Genomic DNA, 18,042 nt, shown 5'->3' on the forward strand with positions numbered 1-18,042 from the left:
AGTAATTTTGTCAATAATTTACTTGATTAAAATTATCAAGCACTTGGAAAGTCTATCAAGTGTTTGTATGATTCAAATGTGAATAGCTTAAAAATAATACTGGGGTGAAAATATCTCAGGGGCCAATAAATTTAGGCTGAGCTTGAACAACAATTGTTATCTCTGGAGGATATCCATGAAATTGAGTCGTATTGCACTTGCTATGCTTGTCGCTGCTCCATTAGCTGCTGCTAATGCTGGCGTAACTGTTACTCCATTATTGCTTGGTTACACTTTCCAAGACACTCAACACAACAATGGCGGTAAAGATGGCGAGTTAACTAACGGACCTGAATTACAAGACGATTTATTCGTTGGTGCAGCTCTTGGTATCGAGTTAACACCATGGTTAGGTTTCGAAGCTGAATATAACCAAGTTAAGGGTGATGTAGAAGGTATTGCTGGTGCTCCAAGCGCTGAATACAAACAAAAACAAATCAACGGTAACTTCTATGTTACTTCTGATTTAATCACTAAAAACTATGACAGCAAAATCAAGCCATACGTATTGTTAGGTGCTGGTCACTACAAATACGAGATTCCTGACCTTTCTTATCACAATGATGAAGAAGGTACTTTAGGTAATGCTGGTGTTGGTGCTTTCTGGCGCTTAAACGATGCTTTATCTCTTCGTACAGAAGCTCGTGGTACTTATAACTTTGACGAAAAATTCTGGAACTATACAGCTCTTGCTGGTTTAAACGTAGTTCTTGGTGGTCACTTGAAGCCTGCTGCTCCTGTAGTAGAAGTTGCTCCAGTTGAACCAACTCCAGTTGCTCCACAACCACAAGAGTTAACTGAAGACCTTAACATGGAACTTCGTGTGTTCTTTGATACTAACAAATCAAACATCAAAGACCAATACAAGCCAGAAATCGCTAAAGTTGCTGAGAAGTTAACTGAATACCCTAACGCTACTGCACGTATCGAAGGTCACACAGATAACACTGGTCCACGTAAGTTGAACGAACGTTTATCTTTAGCTCGTGCTAACTCTGTTAAATCAGCTCTTGTAAACGAATACAACGTTGATGCATCTCGTTTGTCTACTCAAGGTTTCGCTTGGGATCAACCGATTGCTGACAACAAAACTAAAGAAGGTCGTGCTATGAACCGTCGTGTATTCGCGACAATCACTGGTAGCCGTACTGTAGTTGTTCAACCTGGACAAGAAGCGGCAGCTCCTGCAGCAGCTCAATAATTTGAGTTCTTGAACAGTAAAAAAGCGACTCGTTAGAGTCGCTTTTTTTATGGCGATTTTTAAAATATTTAGTCATTTCTGTGTCTCCTTAATAATGACTTTCGATCTTGGTCTAAATTATTTACCAATCACCTTTTCTCAATTGCTGTTTAGCATCTTGTCTATCTCTACGATGTTGAGCGCGAGGTTTTTCCGTTTCGTGCATACCACCTTTGTGGAGTAAAGGGGATAGAGCTAATTGATTACGGAGTTTGATCTTTGGCATTTCTTTAATTTTCATGCTTTAACCTTTAATACATAAAACTTGTTTTAGAGTATGAACGACTTCAATGAGGTCTGACTGATTTGCCATGACTTCATCAATGTCTTTATAGGCGCTTGGAATTTCATCGACAACGCCACTATCTTTGCGACATTCAATACCTTGGGTTTGTTCAATAAGATCTTGCTGATTAAAAAGAACTTTTGCTTTACTTCTGCTCATCTTGCGACCAGCGCCATGAGAACAAGAACAAAATGATTCAGGATTTGCTTTGCCTTTAACAATATAAGATCGTGCGCCCATTGAACCTGGAATAATACCTAGCTCATCTAAGCCTGCTCTAATTGCACCTTTTCGGGTAATCAATAGATTTTCGCCAAAATGTGTTTCACGGCTTACATAATTATGATGACAATTAATTGCTTCTTTTGTCATTTGAAAAGAAGGTAAAAGGGGGCGGATAGCTTCTAATATTAAACGCATCATCTCTTTGCGATTTTCAAAAGCATACTCTTGCGCCCACTCTACAGCTTCTACATAATCATCAAAACTGTTTGAGCCTTCGGCAAAATAACTTAAATCTTTATCTGGAACATGGCCAAAGCGATGTTGAGCTTCTTTTTTGGCTAACTCAATAAAATAAGTGCCAATAACATTGCCAAGCCCTCTGCTGCCAGAATGTAGCATCATCCAGACATCTTGATTCTCATCAATACATAATTCTATAAAGTGATTGCCACCACCTAAAGTCCCAAGTTGCTTTTGCCATGTTGCATCAAATTGCCGAAGCATTCGGACAAGACCAGGATGCTTTTTGATAATTGGCTCTAAACGTTTTTCAAGTGGAATAATGCTAGAAGCTTTCGCTTTGACTTGTTTATGCAAAGCAAAGCCAACAGGAACTTTACGTTCAATTGCATCACGCAAACGACTTAAGTTATCAGGTAATTGTGAAGCCTTTAAACTCAAGCGAATTGCATTCATCCCGCATCCAATGTCAACTCCTACAGCAGCAGGAATAATGGCGTGTTTGGTTGGAATAACACTACCTACAGTAGCGCCTTTACTCACATGCACATCAGGCATAACTGCAATGTGAGAATAGATGAATTGCAGCTGAGCCATTTTCTTGAGTTGTTCGATACTTTCACTATCTATATCTTGAGTGAAAATTTTAACAGGGACACCATAGAGTGCCTCCTTGTTTAATATTTTTTGTATGCCCATAATTTTTCTCTTATTTTTGTCCGAGCAGGCATAAAAAAACCTAGCGAATGCTAGGTTCTAAATTTAAGCATTCGGACAAGTGGTGTGAATTTGTACACTTGTCCGTGAGCTGACATCGTGCCAAATTATTTAATCTGTTTTACCTTGTACTAATGGCATGATGTCCTCCTTATTTAAAAGTGCCGTTGAAAATCTGAACGGCATTTTACGCTCTTTTAATCAAAGATCAAGTTTTTGATCTTTGATTTACTTTAATGACCAGTTTTAATCTTGCTCAGGTTTGACGTTCATTTGATCGTAAGAGATCAGTTTGGTTTTATTTTTCCACTTATAACCTAACCAAATGATCAAGAACAGTGGCAAGCTAATATAAGTTGAAAGTAAGCCTAACCAATCAATTTTTCCACCTAAAATGGCTTGGTAGTTCTGCCCTAAGATAATGATTGAACAGAGAATAAATGCAAACCAAGGTGCAAATGGGAAAAATTTGGCACGATATGCTAAATCTTCTAATTTATAGCCTTGAGCAATGTATCCTTTACGGAACCGATAGTGTGAAATCGCGATTCCTAACCAAACAATAAAACCGCACATACCCGACATATTGAGTAGCCAGTTAAATACTTGTTTTTCACCAATAAATGTCGTTAAGAAACAGAATGCAGCAATAAACGTCGTTGCGTATAGCGCGTTCATTGGAACGCCACGACCATCAAGTTTTGCAAACCACTTTGGTGCACGGCCTTCTTGAGCCATTTTAAACAACATACGAGTTGAGGAATACATGCCTGAATTACCGGCTGATAAAATAGCAGTAAGAATGACAGCATTCATTAAACTCGCAGCAAAAGCAAAACCTACTCTTTCATAAAGCAATGTAAATGGAGATAGTGCGATATCTTCAGTGGCAGCTGCTTGTAATAAATTCGGGTCATCATAGGCAATCAGAGTGCCGATAATGAAAATACATAGGATATAAAATAATAAGATTCGCCAGAAAATCTGTTTGATTGCAAGTGGAATTGTCTTCTTTGGATCTTTTGATTCGCCAGCAGCAACCCCAACCATTTCCGTGCCTTGGAAAGAGAATCCGGCAATCATGGCGACACCAATCATGGCTTGTAAACCGCCTACAAAAGGTGCCTCTTTATAGGTCCAGTTTCCGAAAGTTGCCACACCTGGAGTTAGCATAATCTTGATAATCATGGCTAAGCCAATAATAATAAATGCAACAATCGCAATTACTTTGACCATCGAAAACCAGAATTCGCTTTCCCCAAATCCCTTTACTGTCATGGCATTGATCAGAAAGATAACGATAAGGAACAGGGCACTCCAATAGAACCCTGGAATATCAGGGAACCAGAACTTCATAATAAACTGAACCGCAACAAGTTCGAATGCAACCGTAATTGCCCAGTTATACCAATAGTTCCAGCCTAGAGCGAAACCAAAGCCTTCTTCGACATAACGACTGCCGTAAGTAAAAAAGGCGCCGGATGTTGGTGTATGAGTTGCAAGCTCACCTAAGCTGGTCATTAAGAAGTAAATCATAATGCCAATGAGTGAGTAGGCGAGTAGCGCTCCACCAGGGCCAGCGTTTGCAATGGTTGACCCAGAAGCAAGGAAGAGGCCTGTACCAATGGAACCACCAATGGCGATCATATTCAGATGACGAGCCCCAAGCTTACGCTGGAGTTTTTCAGGAGCATGTGTTTCGCTCATGGAGATTCCTTACATAGTTTGTTATGCACAGGCATATAACACCTTAAAGCCTTGATGATCAGTTTTAATCTGGCACTGACCAAAGTGCTTCTCAATTAAGATCGGATAGTTTAAAAAACGGTTTGCTACAATCCATAGCTCACCTGATGCCTTTAAATGTTTTTTAGCGTTTTGGCAGAGTCCTTCACTTGCATCATAGTTGGTATGAATACCTTGATGGAAAGGGGGATTACTGACAATGGCATCGAGTTCTGTTGGAGCGTCTGCAATTCCTGTAACAGGCTGCAATCTCAACTGGTCTGAACCTATTCCATTTCGACTAAAAGTCATTTCCGTTGACCGTAAAGCGAAAGCATCAATATCTAGGGCATGAATAATATTACTTGAATTTATTTTTGCCAAATAGCAACTGATAATTCCAGCACCACACCCGAAGTCGGCAATTCTACCTGATTTCACCTGATTAAGATAAGGGAGTAAAACAGCAGTTCCGACATCTAGATGATTTTGGCTAAACACACCAGGAAGGGCACAAATCGTAAGTTCTTGTTCATTAACATGAACAGTGTAAGTTTTAAGCCAACTTTCGAGAGGTTTAAGCTGTTCTGTTTTTTCAATCTTTAAGTGCCATAGCTGACAGTGACGTGCACTATCAAGTTTAAGTGCTTTGCCGAAGTTTTGTAATTGTTTGGCAGCGCGTTCAACGCCACCTTTTTTTTCACCGACTAAAAAAATAGACTGAGTAGTTTTAAGATTGCTCATTACGACATGCAGTATGTAATTTAACAGTTCTTTAGATTTGGGAACAAAAATGACGGCTTGATCGAATTCTTGTAATGGAAACTCAACTGAGAAATGCGCATTTGTTCCACTATTTATAAAGCTCTGATAGTCAGCATGGTTCCATGTCCAGACTGAAGCATCAATATCAGCTGGTAGTTGACTAACTAAGGCATCATTCGGTGCATTAATGAACAAGATTCTACCTTTTAAATAGTCTTGCTGTCTTAATATCACTTCACTTCTAGGATCCATGTACATCTCTCATGAAGAAGAATGCCCAGTGGAAACTGGGCAGTAATCAAAATTAAAAAATAGTTATTTGTGTGTTTCAGGAAGTACAACATTTAAAATTAATGCTGCTATACCACCCGTCGCTACGCCAGAGCTAAAAATATTTTTAAATAATTCTGGTAGGTGTTCCAAAATTTGAGGAACTTGAGCAACACCCAAACCTAGTGCAAGTGAAATTGCGATAATTAAAAGTGCTCGGCGATCAAGGTGAATAGATGAGAGAATGTTAATACCTGATGCAGCAACCGCACCAAACATCACCATAACTGCTCCACCTAATACCGCCTGTGGTACGGCTTGTATTACACCAGCTACTGCTGGAAATAAACCTAATAAAATAAGTAAAGCAGCAATCCAGATACCCACATAACGACTTGCAACGCCAGTGAGTTGGATTACACCATTATTTTGGGCAAAAACAGAACTAGGGAAAGTGTTAAATAAGCCTGCAAGTAAAGAGTTCGCACCATTCACTAAAACGCCACCTTTAATACGTTTCATCCATTCCGGACCATTAACGGGTTGGTTTGAAAGTTTACTGGTTGCAGTCACGTCACCAATCGCTTCTAAAGATGTGACTAAATAAATAAAAGCCATTGGAATGAATAAGCCCCAAGAAAAGCTTAAACCAAAGTGCATCGGCGTTGGAATCTGTACAATAGGCGCATCTTTAATACCTGAGAAATCTAGGTAACCCATAAATCCTGCAAGAATGTAACCAATCACTAAAGCAATTAAAATGGCTGAACTTTTAATCCACACCACTCGAATGCGGTTTAGCACAATAATAATAGCAAGTACGGTACATGACATAATAAGGTTGTCTGCACTTGCAAAAGTATGGTCTTGCATGGCTTGGTAGCCACCACCCATACTAATCAAGCCTTCCTTAATAAGCGTTAAGCCAATTAATAAAACAACAATGCCAGTCACCAAGGGGGTAATTAATCTTTTTACCCATGGAAGAATTTGCGAAACACCCATTTCAATAAAGGAGCCAGCAATGACTACACCAAAAATTGCAGCCATAACTTGGTTTACAGGAGTTCCAGCAGCCACCATTGCACTACCAATACCAATAATTGGACCAATAAAGTTAAAGCTTGTACCTTGTACAATCAGAAGGCCAGCGCCAAAAGGGCCAACTTTTTTACATTGAAGAAATGTAGCAATACCCGAAATCACCAAAGACATCGATAAAATCATGTTGGTTTCGGTGCGTGATACGCCTAAAGCTAAACAAATTAAAAGCCCTGGTGTAACAATTGGTACAATAATCGCAAGCAAATGCTGGAAAGCTGCTAAAAAAGCGATCAAAGGTTTTGGTCGATCATCTAAGCCATAAACAAGGTCAAGATGGTCTTGAGAGTGTTGATTGGACATGGGTGTAGGTCCGCCGCAATTTTGCAAATTGGCGCTATTCTAATCGAGATACCTATCTTTACAAAACGAAATACAGGCTATTGGAAAATTTTTTTGTCAATGTCAATAAACTGTCACTACTCAAGAGTAGTGTTTTTCTGTATAATTTGCCCTCAAATTTCAGGCGTTTCGAATTTTCATGTCAGATATCAAAAATCTCCGTAATATCGCAATTATTGCGCACGTCGACCACGGGAAAACCACACTTGTCGATAAACTACTTCAGCAATCTGGTGCTCTCGGTGAACGAGCAGGCGAGATTGAGCGTGTCATGGACTCAAATGCGCTTGAAAGTGAACGTGGTATTACCATTCTTGCAAAAAACACTTCTATTACTTGGTTAGATAAGCGTACTGATACAACTTACCGTATCAACATCGTGGATACCCCGGGACACGCCGACTTCGGTGGTGAAGTAGAACGTGTAATGTCGATGGTTGACTGCGTATTACTTTTAGTTGACTCTCAAGAAGGCCCAATGCCACAAACTCGCTTTGTGACACAAAAAGCCTTTGCTCGTGGTTTAAAACCAATTGTTATTATCAACAAAGTTGACAAACCAAGTGCGCGTCCAGATTGGGTTATTGATCAAGTATTTGATTTATTTGATAACCTTGGCGCAACTGATGAGCAATTAGATTTCCCAATCGTTTATGCATCAGGTTTACGTGGTGTAGCGGGTCCTGCTCCAGACGAACTTGCAGAAGACATGACTCCGTTGTTTGAAACGATTGTAGACATCGTTGAACCACCAGCAGTTGATGTTGATGGTCCATTCCAAATGCAGATTTCATCACTTGACTATAACAGCTTTGTAGGTGTTATCGGTGTTGGTCGTATTCAACGTGGTTCAGTAAAATTAAATACTCCTGTTACTGTAATCGACAAAGAAGGCAATACACGTAACGGTCGTATCTTAAAAATCATGGGTTACCATGGTTTAGAGCGTATTGATGTTGAATCAGCATCTGCTGGTGATATCGTATGTATTACTGGTATCGACGCACTTAACATTTCTGACACGATTTGTGATCCGAAAAATGTTGAAGCATTACCAGCTTTATCTGTAGATGAACCTACAGTATCTATGACTTTCCAAGTAAACAACTCTCCGTTTGCTGGTAAAGAAGGTAAGTTCGTAACTTCACGTAATATCCGTGAACGTCTTGATCGCGAATTAATTCATAACGTAGCTTTACGTGTTGAAGACACTGACAGTCCAGACCGTTTCAAAGTATCTGGCCGTGGTGAACTTCATCTTTCAGTTTTAATTGAAAACATGCGTCGTGAAGGCTTCGAAATGGGCGTATCTCGTCCACAAGTAATCATCAAAGAAATTGATGGTGAAAGACAAGAGCCTTACGAAAACGTAACTTTTGACGTTGAAGAACAGCATCAAGGTGCTGTAATGGAACAAATGGGTCACCGTAAAGGCGAGATGACCAATATGGAAGTTGACGGTAAAGGCCGTATCCGTATTGAAGCAACTGTACCTTCACGTGGTTTGATTGGTTTCCGTTCTGAATTCTTGACCATGACTTCTGGTACAGGGATCATGACTTCAAGCTTCTCGCATTATGGTCCTGTTAAACAAGGTACTGTTGCGAAACGTCAAAACGGTGTATTGATCTCTATGGTTCAAGGTACTTGCTTGGGCTATGCATTGTTCAGTTTACAAGACCGTGGTCGTTTGTTCGCTAAACCACAGTTAGAAGTTTACGAAGGTATGATCGTGGGTATTAACTCTCGTTCAGACGATATGGTTGTAAACCCTACTAAAGCGAAACAATTAACTAACGTTCGTGCGTCTGGTACAGATGATGCTTTAACTTTAGTACCTGCAATTGAATATACGCTTGAACAAGCGCTTGAATTCATTGAAGATGACGAGTTAGTAGAAGTAACACCTAAATCAATCCGTATCCGTAAGCGTTACTTGACTGAAAACGAACGTAAACGTAATCGTGATAAATAATTTTTCTTAAATGAAAAAGAAAAAACCGCTAAATTAATTTAGCGGTTTTTTTAATTGTTATATTTGAAATTAAATTAACCTTAAATTCATATTTTTCTTCTAAACGAATATGTTGTTAAAGTGTGAGATAGTTTTCTTTTTTTTGATAAAAATATTAAATTATCAATATCATGGCGAGTACTATCTAATTCGATAAAATGCCAATGAAAAAGAAAAATATGACGTGTTTCGGCCCCCGACATCTGGAGATGTTTAGATGAGTATTATTCAAGAATTTAAAGAATTTGCCATTAAAGGCAATATGATGGATTTAGCCATTGGTGTGATTATTGGTGGTGCTTTTGGCAAAATCGTGGACTCTTTGGTGAAAGATATTATCATGCCAATTATCAGTGTAATTACTGGTGGTGGTGTTGATTTTACACAAAAATTCATTGTGTTAGGTGCAAACCCTAACAATTTACAGTCTTTGGATGCCTTGCAAAAGGCAGGTATCAATGTATTAACTTATGGTAACTTCCTGACCATTTTAATTAACTTCCTTATTTTGGCTTGGGTTGTATTCTTAATGGTGAAATTATTAAACAGACTTCGCCGTGATAAGAATGAGCCAGAAGCTCCAGCTGCAACGCCTGAAGACGTGCAATTACTGCGCGAAATTCGTGATGAGTTGAAAAAGAAAGCTTAAGCAGATTTCAAATAAAAAACGGTACCTAGCGTACCGTTTTTTTATAGTTATTTTATCGAACTTCTCCAATTAAGAATCTTTCAGTAATTTCATAGCAATTAGAAATAATATCTTGAGTAGTTTGATTATCTGTACAATTCTGTAAGTAATATTCAATTAGAATAGAATTAGAAGGTTCATCGTTGTGATATTTAGAAACATTTATGCCAAGTTTTGAAAAATCTTTTTGAGCCTGAAACTCTAAAATCCTGTGTACTCGATCAGACTGTTGTTCAGTTACTGTAGGGATATAAATTTTAAGGGTTTTATCATTTTGTTTAATAATTAAATTTTCTTTAATTTCTTTAATATTATTAAAGAGAGTAAAATTTTTGTTAAATAAATCTTCGACATAATAGTCAAAATCAATGAAATCTAATAAATAAAAATATTGATCGTATTGGTAACTATTACCTTGGAAATAAGTATTAAAATTATAACTACCTTCAAACTCTCCAGTCCCTTCCTCTTGTACAATAAAACTGTATTCAGGATATTTCTGGCTAAAATTAAGCATATCTTTTTCAAGGCTATACCATTTTACTTCATTTTCAGAGTTACCATCTAAATTAAAGGCATATTCAGCTTCATGATGTGAATTTGATTGTGCATCATCATATAACGCTTGAATGATCTTACGTGTTTCATCACGATTAGCTGGGCGTTTTTCTTCATGCACCCAAACTCGTAAAGATACATATGTGTACATCCCCATTTAAAATTCCTTAGATAAGTAAAATATTTATTAAAGTTAAAAATAAATTCATTAAACTAAAACTACTTATAATTCATTTTATTAGCTTGTAAAATACAATTTATTTTATGCTTAAAGAATACCAAAATGAGAGTATTCTTAATAGTCTTTTTGCATTTAAGTTATCTTAGAAGACTAATTTTTAAAGGATATTAATATTAAACTTATATTAGTAAAGGTAAGTTATTATGAATCAGCTATTTGTATATGGCACTTTATGTCCGAATCAAGCTAATGCTCATATTTTAGAACAAATCGATGGACACTGGACAAAAGCCAGTGTAAGAGGCGTGATTCATATTTTAGATTGGGGGCCAGACAAGGGTTTAAAAGCACTGGAGTTAGATTCGCAAGCCGATTGGATAGATGGTTATGTGTTTAGCACAGAAAAACTTGGTGAAAACTGGCAGATGCTGGATGATTTTGAAGGTTTTCAATACCAGCGTGTCATCGCAGATGTAAAACTAGAGTCGGGTGAATATATTAAAGCCTGGACATATCAAATGAATGCACAGGCTCAATCTACTGAAAACCATAATTAAATTAATGGAATCAGCGTAAGCTACCCATTCTGAATTTAACTTCTAAAAGATGATAGCCAAATTGGCTTTTGATTGGGCCTTGTAACACACGTTCAGCAGCTGTAAAAACAACTTTGTCGATGACGGGCACCAATTGCCCTTTTTTGACTTCACCAAGTTCACCACCACGTTTTGCCGAATTACAGGTAGAGTATTGCTTGGCAAGTTTGGCAAAGTCAGCGCCACTTTGAAGCTTCTTTTTTAGCTGCTCAGCTAAGTCTTTATCTTTAACTAAAATATGTCGGACAATTGCTGTTTGCATGTTGTCTTCCTCCAAAAAATTAAGGCTTTCTCAGCTTTTTAAGCGGTTGGCACTGTGGGCAAAATACACTGGCACGCTGACCAAGTTTTAAGTTTTCTAATGTGGTTTCACAGTTAACACACATTTCTCCAGCACGACCGTAAGCAAGAAGTGTTTGCTGGAAATAACCATTTTCTCCCATGGCATTGCTGTAGTCTCGTAATGTCGAGCCACCTAAATCAATTGCCGACTTTAAAATGCGTTTAATCTCGACAACAAGTTTTTCAATTTGTTGCATAGTCAAATCGCCAGCAGGCTGAGCTGGGTGAATGCCTACATTAAATAAGCTTTCAGTTGCATAGATATTGCCTACACCAACCACTACATGATTATCCATGAGTGCAATTTTTATGCCGACAGACTTATTCTTGAGCTTAGAAGCTAAATATTCTGCATGAAAATCAGTACTTAAAGGTTCAGGCCCTAAAGTATCTATGAGTTTGCCTTGAGTCTCGGGATTAAGCCAAAGAATACAACCGAAACGGCGAGGGTCATGGTAACGTAATTGCTGATCTTCGAATTGAATAATTAAATGGTCATGCTTTCTCAGTTCGTCATTTGGCTCGGTTAGACGAAAGCTTCCTGACATGCCTAAATGCCAAAGCATTTGATCTTGTTCAAACTCTGCCAAAATATATTTTGAACGTCGATTTAACCCAATGAGACGTTGCCCAACAAGTTTCTGAACATCATCTGGTATAGGCCAGCGTAAGCTAGGATTGCGTACTTCAACACTTAGAACTTTTTGATTCAATAATGGAAATAAACTGGTTTTGGTGGTTTCGACTTCGGGTAACTCAGGCATGCCAACTCGCAGAATTAACAGATATACTGGATTAATCAAGTATAACGTGTGGTATGTAATATTTCAGAGATTACTATGTCATATATTTTACCATTAAGCTGGTTTCAACGAGAAACCTCAGAAGTAGCTTATGATTTAATCGGCTGCGTATTGTGTAAGCGACAACCTGATGGCCAAGTGATCCGCTGTACAATTAGTGAAACTGAAGCTTATTTGGGCGTTCGTGATAAAGCTTGCCATAGTTACAATGACAAACGCACCGCTCGAACAGAGGTAATGTATTGTCCTGGTGGCACAATTTACGTCTATTTAATTTATGGCATGTATGAAATGCTCAATCTCATTACTCAGACAGAAGGTGTGCCTGAAGGGGTAATGATTCGTTCTGCATTTTTAAATGGTGCTTCAACCAAAAAAGACTATAAGCTTTTAGCTGGGCCTGGCAAATTGACACGCTATTTAGGGATTGATCGATCTTTAAAAGGACAAACCTTGGGAGAGGAATCTGGACTATGGGTTGAAGCGGCATCAACGCAACCAGAAGTAGTTCTAACGCCACGGATTGGAATTGATTATGCCGAAGAAGCAAAACATTGGCCTGAACGATATTGCTGGAAAGATCATCCATCTTTGAGTCGATAATTTTAATCTGGAAATCAGTTTTTAGATATCGAGGAAGAGTGTTCCAGATTTACAACAATGCAGATCGAATTCAATATCCAGACAAGACACCGCTTTTTGTTATCATAACTACAATATAAATAAAGGAAATAAGCATGTCCTTATTACGCTTAGACCGACTTCATTACTGTATTTTGATGAGTATGGGCTGTATTTCTAGCCCACTTGTTTGGGCAGAAGATTTAACACAAGACGTAACTGTATTGCCAACATTACATGTGGAAGCAACCCGTACCGATACAACCTATTTGCAGACGCCGGCTTCGGTTTTTCGGATAGATGCACCTAAAGTTGATACTTCTTCACAAGTAAATTTAACCGAAGTTGTGAAAGGTGTACCGAGTTTACAGATTCGTAATCGTGAAAATTATGCCCAAGATTTACAGCTCTCTATGCGTGGTTTTGGTGCACGTTCTACTTTTGGTGTCCGTGGTATTCGCCTTTATGTAGACGGGATTCCTGCAACAATGCCAGATGGACAAGGCCAAACGTCTAATATCGATTTAAGTAGTCTGGACCATGTTGAAGTTCTAACAGGACCTTTTTCTTCACTTTATGGAAACTCATCGGGTGGGACGATTTTAACTTCTACTAAAGAAGGGCAAGGCAAAGATTCAATTGAGCTGAGCTATTCGGGAGGCAGCCACGATAAAAGCCGAGCAGGACTTGTGCTACAAGGTGGAGCAAAGGGCGCGAATGAACCAAGTTATGTTATTAGTTCATCATACTTCGATACTGATGGTTACCGAGAACATAGCGGTGCAGAAAAAGTACTAAATAATGCAAAGCTCAGTTGGAATCTTGATGATGGTAGCAAAATCAACTGGATAACCAACTATGTCAAAATTCATGCAGACGACCCGCAGGGTTTAACGCATGACCAGTGGAATGCTAATCCAAAGCAACAAGTTCCATTTTTAAAGCAATTTAATGTCCGTAAAGATATTGAACAGACCCAAACAGGGGTGACATGGTCTAAGCCTATTAATGATAAAAATGAACTCTATGCCATGGCATATTTAGGTAATCGCCAAGTCACTCAATATCAATCTATACCTAAAGGTGAAGTGAAGCTAGAAGAGGGGAAGCCTATTTATTCAGGTCAAGCTAGCCCAAAGCATGCTGGTGGAGTCATTGATTTTGAGCGTAATTATTATGGCGCTGACTTCCGCTGGACGGGTAAAGAGTTACTTCCAAATACTACTCTAAGCGTTGGTGTTGCACTTGATATAATGGATGAAGAACGTAAAGGCTTTGAAAATTTTAATGTAAACAATGTTTATGGTGTTATAGGTAATTTACGCCGTGATGAAGATAATACTTTATGGAATATCGACCCATATTTACAAGCTTCATGGCAGTTCTTACCAACGTGGCGTTTAGACACGGGGGTACGCTATAGCAATGTCCATTACAAATCAAAAGATCATTTTACTTCAGGACCTGATCAGTATGGAACTGTGAACGGTGATGATAGTGGCAAAACAAATTACGATAAAGTTTTGCCCTCTGCTGCTTTAAGCTGGCAAATTTTACCTGAACTGATGGCCTATGTGAGTTATGCCAAAGGCTTTGAAACACCAACTTTTACTGAAATGGCATATCGACTAGATGAAGAAAGTGGTTTTAATTTTAATTTAACGGCATCAACAAGTGATACCTATGAAACAGGTTTAAAGTCACAAAACCAGTTAGGTGATTTTACTTTGGCAGTTTTTCAAACTAAAACCAAAGATGACATCGTTTCAGCAGGAAATTCAAATGGCCGATCAACGTTTCGTAATGCAGATAAAACTTTACGTGAAGGCGTAGAGTTTGCATGGAATAAAAAATTGTGGCGAGATTTAACCGCGACTGCTAGCTATACATATTTAGATGCAACTTTTGCTGCTGATATTCCAGCTTATAGAGATATTGCTCAAATTCCATCAGGCAATAACATTCCAGGAATAGCCAAAAACCAAGCTTATGCCTCTTTGGCTTGGCAGCCATCGCACGGTTTATATGGCGGTGTAGATGTACAGTATATGGATAAAGTATACGTGAATGATACCAACAGTGACGCAGCGCCAAGCTACAGTGTAACCTCAGCTAATGTGGGTTATGCATGGGTAATGGGTGACTGGAAAGTGAATAGCTTTGCCCGTGTAGATAACCTATTTGATAAAAACTATGCAGGTTCAGTGATCGTAAATGATTCAACTAAACCAGTTGGACGTTACTTTGAACCAGCAGATGGACGTAACTGGAGTGCAGGTTTACGTGTAATTAAGCAATTCTAGGAATTAAAAATGGCAAAATTATTTGAAACGGTTAACTTTGGTTCACTACAACTGGTCAATAGAATTGTAATTGCTCCTATGTGCCAGTATTCGGCAACAGATGACGGTGAAATTACCTATTGGCATGAACAGCAATGGGCAAATTATGCATTGTCTGGTGCGGGCCTTTGTATTGTAGAAGCGACTGCTGTACAACCTGAAGGTCGGATTAGCTATGCTGACCTTGGGCTTTGGAATGATCAACAACGTGACAAAATGAAAACGTTGTTAGCTAAGGTTCATACACTTTCACCGATGCCATTTGGAATTCAGTTAGCTCATGCAGGGCGTAAAGCATCTACTGAAAAACCGTGGTTAGGTAAAGGTCAGATTGCAAAAGATCAGCCTCATGGTTGGCAAACGGTTGCACCAAGTAAAAGTACTTTTTCTGTTCATGATGCAGCGCCCCATGCTTTGACCATTGCAGAGATTAAACAAGTTCAGCAAGACTTTGCAGCAGCTGCAAAACGTGCTGTAGAAGCTGGGTTTGAGTTGATTGAAGTTCATGCTGCACATGGTTATTTACTACATCAATTCTTATCGCCAATTGCCAATCAGCGTACTGATGAATATGGCGGTTCTTTAGAAAACCGTATGCGTATGACTCTTGAGGTTCTTCAGGCAATTAAACTCGCTGTACCAGAAGGTTATCCTGTAGGTGTTAGGTTATCTGCGACCGATTGGTTGGAGAGCATTGAGCATTGGGATATTGAGTCTACAGTGGGTTTATCAAAAGCTTTAGAGCAATTGGGCGCAGCCTATGTGCATGTGTCTAGTGGCGGTTTGCACGAGCATCAATCTATTACGATTGGGGCTGGTTACCAAGTTCCATTTGCTGAACAAGTTAAAAAGCATGTGTCTATTCCAGTCATTGCTGTAGGATTAATTACTGAGCCAGAACATGCCGAACAAATTTTGGAAAACCAACAAGCCGATGCCATAGGTCTTGCCCGTGCAATGTTATATGACCCAAGATGGCCTTGGCATGCAGCAGCGGCTTTAGGGGCAGAAGTGAAAATTGCACCTCAGTATTTACGTTGCCAACCACATGGATTAAAACAACTTTTTAACTCTTTTTAATTGTATTGGGCAAAGTCATCTTTGCCCATTTTTCTTTCGCTAAGTGAGGACGGTCAGTGGTTTTTCAGGTTATTTTACCTATCTTGATATTGCTATTGATGGGCTATGTTTGTGTCCTCATCAAATTGGTAACACCTGAACAGATCAGGGCTCTTAGCGCATTCGTAATTAAAATTTCCTTACCAGCTTTTTTAATTCACTCATTGGCAAATAAAAATTTACAAGACATTTGGCACCCAGCTTATTTTCTTGCTTATGGCGGTGGGTCCTTAATTTTATTTTTCTTGGCTTTCATTCTCTATCGAAAATATTTTAAAAATAGCTTAACCCATAGCGCCGTCATATCGATGGGTGCATCTATGTCCAATACTGGATTTATGGGAACAGCTATTCTAACCATGTTGATAGGTAATCACGCTGCGATCTATATTTCTTTAACACTTATTATTGAAAATTTATTGATTGTGGCGCTCATGCTGATTTTGGCCGAAGCTGGTTTACATCAACAACAAAGTCTTTTGCCACTTTTAAAACAGACTTTTTTAAACTTACTCAAGAATCCTGTCATTATCGCTATTTTGGTTGGGATGGGATGCATTCTTTTAGATGTTAACCTTCCTGCGACGCTTGACCAGTCTTTAGAGTTACTTGGGCGTACAGCTTCGCCTTTGGCCTTGTTTGCAATTGGCGGAAGTTTAGTAGGTATTGGAATAACAACTGTAAACATAGAAAGTGTTTTGTTGGCGACCTTTAAAGTTGTGCTAATGCCATCTGTTATTTTTGCACTTTTTTTAATAACTCCAAATGTAAGCCGTGAAATGCTTTACGCAGGAACATTAATCGCTGCTTTACCAATGCCGATTGCTTTCGGAATTTTTGGACAAGCCTATGGCTTAAATGAAAAAGCGTTAACACCGCTTATGATTAGTACAATTGTTGGTTTTATTGGGGTGAGCTGGCTTATTGCTTTGTGGTGGTAAAAGAAAAGCCCCATAAGGGGCTAATTATTTACTATTTTTTAGGCGCTGGTTGTGCGGGAGCATTTGCAGCCTGTTTACTTTTTTCTGTGATAATCTTATCAACCGAGGCTAACGATTCTTTAGCGTTAGGCACATTTTGATTGGCAAGTTCAGTAAAGATCTTTTTAGCTTGCGGTAGATTTTGCGGAATGATATTGCCATTCGCCATCATGGTTGCTAAAGCCATAGACGCAGGCGCATAGCCTTTTTGCGCAATTGACTGTAAAGCTTCGATACCTTGGCGTTTCATTAAAGGATTTTTATTTTCAACCCCTTGGCTAATGTCATAGAGTGCTTTGACCTGAATAGCAGGGTAGTTACCTTTTCGAATTAAAGGCGCCAATTTTTGAAGGGCAATTTGATGTGACTGCGGTTTTTTCTGAGCAAATAAAATTGTCGCAATTTTCACAGTTGCATCATCAGAACCTTGAGCCGATGCCTTTTGAATATATTGACTGAATTTGTTGCTGTCTTTGGCAACCCCTAATTCACCAGTCTCATAAATTTGTGCAAGCGTGTAACTCGCTTGGGCATAACCCTTATTTGAAGCATCTTCATAATATTTGAGGGCTTTAGAAGAGTCTTTTGCTGTACCTTGGCCCATTTGAGTCATATAGCCTAAGTTATAGATAGCTTGGGCGTTACCTGATTGGGCTAAGCGTTGCATTTCTTGAAATGCAGCGGAGTAATTTTTTGCTGCGTAGAGTTGCTCAGCTTGTTTGAAAACATCGGTTTTAGCAGCAGTCGCTGTGTTATCAGCTGCAAAAATTGATGCACTTGAAAGGGTGATTAGGCTTGCGATTAGTAATTTCTTCATTTCTTTTTAACCTTTTACTTCGTAGCTACAT

General features: G+C 38.8%; 17 protein-coding genes. 8 read left to right on the top strand and 9 right to left on the bottom strand.

The window, feature by feature from the left end; all coding sequences use genetic code 11:
• Positions 1-175: 175 nt before the first annotated feature.
• Complete coding sequence (gene omp38 / locus JGE69_RS14455) at positions 176-1,240, top strand: outer membrane protein Omp38 (RefSeq protein WP_060466028.1); 1,065 nt, start codon at positions 176-178, stop codon at positions 1,238-1,240.
• Positions 1,241-1,361: 121 nt separating this feature from the next.
• Here omp38 and JGE69_RS14460 read toward each other — a convergent pair whose 3' ends face one another.
• From JGE69_RS14460 to JGE69_RS14480, 5 genes are all read right to left on the bottom strand, one after another.
• Complete coding sequence (locus JGE69_RS14460; protein WP_199113873.1) at positions 1,362-1,520, bottom strand: hypothetical protein; 159 nt, start codon at positions 1,518-1,520, stop codon at positions 1,362-1,364.
• Positions 1,521-1,523: 3 nt separating this feature from the next.
• The gene (locus tag JGE69_RS14465) at positions 1,524-2,729 is read right to left on the bottom strand and encodes an RtcB family protein (protein ID WP_199113875.1); all 1,206 of its coding nucleotides are present in this window, start codon (positions 2,727-2,729) and stop codon (positions 1,524-1,526) included.
• Between the two features lie 264 nt (positions 2,730-2,993).
• A complete protein-coding gene (locus JGE69_RS14470; protein ID WP_014207587.1) occupies positions 2,994-4,454 on the bottom strand; it encodes an amino acid permease in 1,461 nt (486 codons plus the stop codon).
• A gap of 21 nt (positions 4,455-4,475) precedes the next feature.
• On the bottom strand, positions 4,476-5,489 hold the full coding sequence (locus JGE69_RS14475) for a methyltransferase (protein WP_199113877.1): 1,014 nt from the start codon (positions 5,487-5,489) through the stop codon (positions 4,476-4,478).
• A 63-nt stretch (positions 5,490-5,552) separates the two neighbouring features.
• On the bottom strand, positions 5,553-6,911 hold the full coding sequence (locus tag JGE69_RS14480) for a uracil-xanthine permease family protein (RefSeq protein ID WP_174723249.1): 1,359 nt from the start codon (positions 6,909-6,911) through the stop codon (positions 5,553-5,555).
• 178 nt (positions 6,912-7,089) lie between these two features.
• On the opposite strand from JGE69_RS14480, the gene typA reads away from it, so the two are divergent.
• Positions 7,090-8,925, top strand: a complete 1,836-nt coding sequence (typA, locus tag JGE69_RS14485; protein WP_199113879.1) for a translational GTPase TypA — start codon at positions 7,090-7,092, stop codon at positions 8,923-8,925.
• 256 nt (positions 8,926-9,181) lie between these two features.
• Positions 9,182-9,613, top strand: a complete 432-nt coding sequence (gene mscL, locus JGE69_RS14490) for a large conductance mechanosensitive channel protein MscL (protein WP_069124034.1) — start codon at positions 9,182-9,184, stop codon at positions 9,611-9,613.
• 52 nt (positions 9,614-9,665) lie between these two features.
• On the opposite strand, the gene JGE69_RS14495 is transcribed toward mscL, so the two are convergent.
• Entirely contained in the window at positions 9,666-10,367 is a 702-nt protein-coding gene (locus JGE69_RS14495; RefSeq protein WP_004705745.1) for a hypothetical protein, read from the bottom strand.
• 227 nt (positions 10,368-10,594) lie between these two features.
• On the opposite strand from JGE69_RS14495, the gene JGE69_RS14500 reads away from it, so the two are divergent.
• Positions 10,595-10,948, top strand: a complete 354-nt coding sequence (locus tag JGE69_RS14500; RefSeq protein ID WP_069124032.1) for a gamma-glutamylcyclotransferase family protein — start codon at positions 10,595-10,597, stop codon at positions 10,946-10,948.
• Between the two features lie 10 nt (positions 10,949-10,958).
• Here JGE69_RS14500 and JGE69_RS14505 read toward each other — a convergent pair whose 3' ends face one another.
• Entirely contained in the window at positions 10,959-11,249 is a 291-nt protein-coding gene (locus JGE69_RS14505) for a peptidylprolyl isomerase (protein WP_002051379.1), read from the bottom strand.
• Positions 11,250-11,268: 19 nt separating this feature from the next.
• A complete protein-coding gene (gene mutM, locus JGE69_RS14510; protein ID WP_032005485.1) occupies positions 11,269-12,093 on the bottom strand; it encodes a bifunctional DNA-formamidopyrimidine glycosylase/DNA-(apurinic or apyrimidinic site) lyase in 825 nt (274 codons plus the stop codon).
• A 75-nt stretch (positions 12,094-12,168) separates the two neighbouring features.
• On the opposite strand from mutM, the gene JGE69_RS14515 reads away from it, so the two are divergent.
• The 4 genes from JGE69_RS14515 (at position 12,169) to JGE69_RS14530 (ending at position 17,155) form a co-directional block, all read left to right on the top strand.
• Entirely contained in the window at positions 12,169-12,735 is a 567-nt protein-coding gene (locus JGE69_RS14515; RefSeq protein ID WP_199113881.1) for a DNA-3-methyladenine glycosylase, read from the top strand.
• A gap of 134 nt (positions 12,736-12,869) precedes the next feature.
• Positions 12,870-15,056 carry a TonB-dependent receptor family protein gene (locus tag JGE69_RS14520; protein ID WP_199113883.1) on the top strand — a complete coding sequence of 729 codons (2,187 nt, stop codon included), beginning with the start codon at positions 12,870-12,872 and terminating at the stop codon, positions 15,054-15,056.
• 9 nt (positions 15,057-15,065) lie between these two features.
• A complete protein-coding gene (locus JGE69_RS14525) occupies positions 15,066-16,175 on the top strand; it encodes an NADH:flavin oxidoreductase/NADH oxidase (protein WP_199113885.1) in 1,110 nt (369 codons plus the stop codon).
• A 56-nt stretch (positions 16,176-16,231) separates the two neighbouring features.
• The gene (locus JGE69_RS14530; protein WP_199113887.1) at positions 16,232-17,155 is read left to right on the top strand and encodes an AEC family transporter; all 924 of its coding nucleotides are present in this window, start codon (positions 16,232-16,234) and stop codon (positions 17,153-17,155) included.
• Positions 17,156-17,186: 31 nt separating this feature from the next.
• On the opposite strand, the gene JGE69_RS14535 is transcribed toward JGE69_RS14530, so the two are convergent.
• Positions 17,187-18,011: a tetratricopeptide repeat protein gene (locus JGE69_RS14535; protein WP_199113889.1), complete on the bottom strand. Its 825-nt coding sequence runs from the start codon at positions 18,009-18,011 to the stop codon at positions 17,187-17,189.
• Positions 18,012-18,042 lie beyond the last annotated feature (31 nt).

Source organism: Acinetobacter sp. C13, assembly GCF_016809775.1.
GTDB lineage: Bacteria > Pseudomonadota > Gammaproteobacteria > Pseudomonadales > Moraxellaceae > Acinetobacter > Acinetobacter pittii.